Raw genomic sequence first — 3430 nt, forward strand, 5'->3', positions numbered from 1 at the left:
TCCCGCGCCCGGAGCACCGACAGGGTGATGGCGACGGCGATCGAGATGAACCCGCCCGAGGCCGCGATATAGGCGCCCTCGATGAAGATCGACGGCGCATAGGCGTCGTAGCAATACCACCACCAGAAGAAGATCGGCGGGTAATAGAACGGCCAGCCCGCCACCTCGAACCACGGCTGTCCGAGCTGCGCCTGAAAGCCGAGACGCCACGCCGTCCATTCCGTCGCACACCAGATGGCGGTGAGCACGATGGACAGGACGATGGCGACTTGTCCCCAAAGGACACGGGTTCCAGACATAAAGGCTCCGGCCGGCAAAAGAGATGGAGCCGATCAGAGAGTATCCGCTTTGGCGAGAAGCAATAGAAAATCCGAAGCGTCGAGGTTTCGGATGCCATGGATGACAAAACGGATGGTCCGTGTCGCGTCGCCGCGCCGCGCTTACCGCCGCCCTGGCCCTGAAGGCGGCCATCCAGGCTCCGGTCGGGGTGGAGACAGCTTGCCTCAAATGCCCAGCCCCCTTTGCCGGCCCAACTGCCACGATACCGACCCGCCCTGGACGACGCCCATGACTTCGCGGCCGAGCTGGCGGTCGATGACAGGCCGCCACGGAACGAGGGTGAACTCATGGGACTTCTCGACGATGGCGAACTTGCCGCTCGATAGCTGCGCGGTTCCGGTGAAGGCGCCAGTCACGGTCTCGCCGTCGGCGGCCATGCGGAACGGCAGCGACTTCTTCGCCGCCAGCTCCTCACCGGCGCGGGCGACCTCACGTTCCCGAAGCGTGGCGATCAGGTTGCGCCGGTAGGCGATGCGCCCGTCCGGCTGACGGGCGGCGTCGCCCTGATCGACATGGTGGTCGCGGCGGCGATCCATCGCCTCGCGCACCTGTGCGCCGAAGCCGGCCGGCGACAGGTCGGAGGTATCCGTGCTGACAAGCCGCCGGTCCAGCCAGGTCGCGCCGTCCGATCCGATCTGGCGCTCCAGATCGAAGGTCGAGAGGATGCGGATATTGGCGCGGCCGTTCCGCCCGGCGTCATGAGCGGCGGCTCGCGCCTCGAAGTCGGAGGGTATGCGCCACTGGTCGGCGTCGATGCGCTCGGCGATTCCGGCGCGGCGCAACGCTTCGAGCCGCCGGACATGGGCGTCGACGAAGCCCTCATAGTCGCCGTTCGGCACATGGCCGTCGAACCGCGCCTGCTCCAGATGGCGGCTCGGCCGATAGATGCCGTCCTCGGCTAGGCCGGCGATGGCGCGATCGGACGGGCGGCCGGTGCTGTCCGGCGGCCCGATCTCGATGACGCTGCCGATGCGCGCGTCCTCGACGCGGGTTGGGTCGATGCCGGAGATATGGTGCGTGCGTCCGTCGACGCCATCGACCACCAGAGTCAGGGTCTCGCCCAACTCGTCGGACAAATGCTTGTCGATGACGCGGCCGACGATCGGCGCGGCCGGCGCGGCGTCGTGAATCTGGAACGTCATCGGATCGCGCTCGGCGCCTTCGGCCCGCAACGCCTGCTGCATGGTGCGGATGATGTCGCCGCGCTCGCCCAGCTCGCGCAACGTCGGTTCCAGCCGGTCGCTCAATTCCCAGACGCCGGGCGCATGTTCGGTGGCAAGCTCCATGTCGCCGAGCTTGCCAAGACGGCGCAACCGCAGCGTCCGGTCGGCCTGGCCGCGCAGGTCGTCCGGCTCGGGACGCAGGTCGATGAAGCGATCCTCGGCTTCGGCGATCATCGCCCGGTCGATGCGGGTAAGCCGGTCCTGGTCGATTTCGGCCATGAGCTTGCGGCGCTGCTCGATCTCGGTGACGGGGCCGAGTTCGAGCGTCGCCCGTTCGCTTGCCCGCTCGCGGATGCCGTTGGCGAGATAGTCGCCATTGATGACGAGATCCTCGCCCAAGGCGTCGCGGCCGTTGACGATGACATGGACATGCGGGTGGCCGGTGTTGTGGTGATTGACGGCGACCCAGTCGAGCTTCGTGCCAAGGTCGGTTTCGACCTGGGCCATCAGGTCGCGGGTGTAGCCGGTCAGGTCGGCGAGATCGGCGGCGTCTTCCGGCGAGACGATGAACCGGAACTGGTGGCGATCGTCCTTGCCGCGATCGAGGAACCTGTCGCCATCGGCGCGATCCTCAGTCGCCGAATAGAGCCGGCCCCGCTCGCCGTCGCGGGCCGTGCCGTCGCGCTGGATGTAGCGCAGATGGGCGGCGGCCTTGCCGCTGCGGCCTGGGGCGCGAACCGACCGGGATTTGACGATCACCCGCCGACTGCCGGACTGGCGATGACTCCAGCCATTCGACAGGTTGCGTGCACGCACGAAGGATGCGCCGCGCCCGCGCTGCACGCCGCGGCCGGACGCGACGACGCTCAGGCCATTCGCCGACCGGCCGGGACCTCCACCCTTGGCGGAGGACCTTCGGCCTGGTCCGGCCTGCTGATGTCGGGCGATCTTCCGAACCTTACTGAGGAAGCTCCTGGTCTGACCGGCCTTCGCGCCCTTGGAGCGGATGCGGCCGGGCCTCGGCCGAAAGCTATCGTCGTCGTCGCTCACGGTCGGCGATCCGCACGAAGCTGCCGATCTTGGGCAGGAGTGCCGCGACAAAGGCTGAAAATGCTCGCTTTACCGGAACTCGCGGCACCCTGCCGGCCTGGCGATGGTGCCGCCCCAAACAGTGTGCAGACAAGGGCTTGGCCCCCGGATCGGACCCATAGGGTGCCGTCCGCTTTAATCTTGCCCTCCCGCCTTCCTGCCTGTTTCGCCCCTTCTGCCGGGGGATGAGACCGTCGCCAGCCCCATCCCCTGCACACCGGAACCTCCCGCCGGGCGGACACGATTGCGAGCCTCATGGCTGTCGTTCCGTGTCCGCCCGTGCGACGAACAGACCGCCGGACTGCGGCGCGATGGCGGAAACATCGCGCACGCCCGGCGTCGTGTCAGCGTCATTGGAGGTGCGTTCGGCCGGCGAAGGACCGGCCGCCGTTGCGCGCGCCGACGGTGCGACGAACAGCGGCGCGCGGGTCCAGGCGAGCGGGTCGGCCGTGGCGATCAGGATCGGTGCGGATGCGTCGCCATCGCCGAGTGACGGCGCGACGGTGGCGACATAGGCGCGTGTTTCGGCCGGCAGAGGACGGCCCTTCAGCCAGTCCTCGTAACGTCCAGGACCGGCGTTATAGGCCGCGATCCAGCCGGGCGAGCCATAGCGGTCATACAGCTCGCGGATATAGGCCGCACCCGCGATGATGTTGTCGCGCAGATCGTGAGGATCGGCGCCAAGGCGGTAGCGATTACGCAAACCCGCCCATGTCGCCGGCATGATCTGCATCAGGCCCATTGCGCCCTTGGGCGAGACCGCGCGGGGATCGCCATTGCTCTCGGCCTTCATCACCGCGCGTATCCATGCCGCGGGAAGCGCGAAGCGCTGCGCCGCC

2 protein-coding genes and 1 pseudogene are annotated in these 3430 nt (G+C 68.0%); all 3 read right to left on the bottom strand.

Annotated features, from left to right (window positions below; translation table 11 throughout):
• Positions 1–299, bottom strand: a pseudogene (locus WC493_RS22370) (conjugal transfer protein TraG); the annotation flags it as partial.
• A gap of 204 nt (positions 300–503) precedes the next feature.
• Entirely contained in the window at positions 504–2552 is a 2049-nt protein-coding gene (locus WC493_RS22375) for a relaxase/mobilization nuclease domain-containing protein (RefSeq protein WP_373068695.1), read from the bottom strand.
• 292 nt (positions 2553–2844) lie between these two features.
• A partial coding sequence (locus WC493_RS22380; protein WP_373068697.1) for a lytic transglycosylase domain-containing protein occupies positions 2845–3430 on the bottom strand: 586 nt, incomplete at its 5' end.

Origin of the sequence: Zavarzinia sp., from assembly GCF_041650655.1 — a bacterium.
In the GTDB taxonomy this organism is placed as follows: domain Bacteria; phylum Pseudomonadota; class Alphaproteobacteria; order Zavarziniales; family Zavarziniaceae; genus Zavarzinia.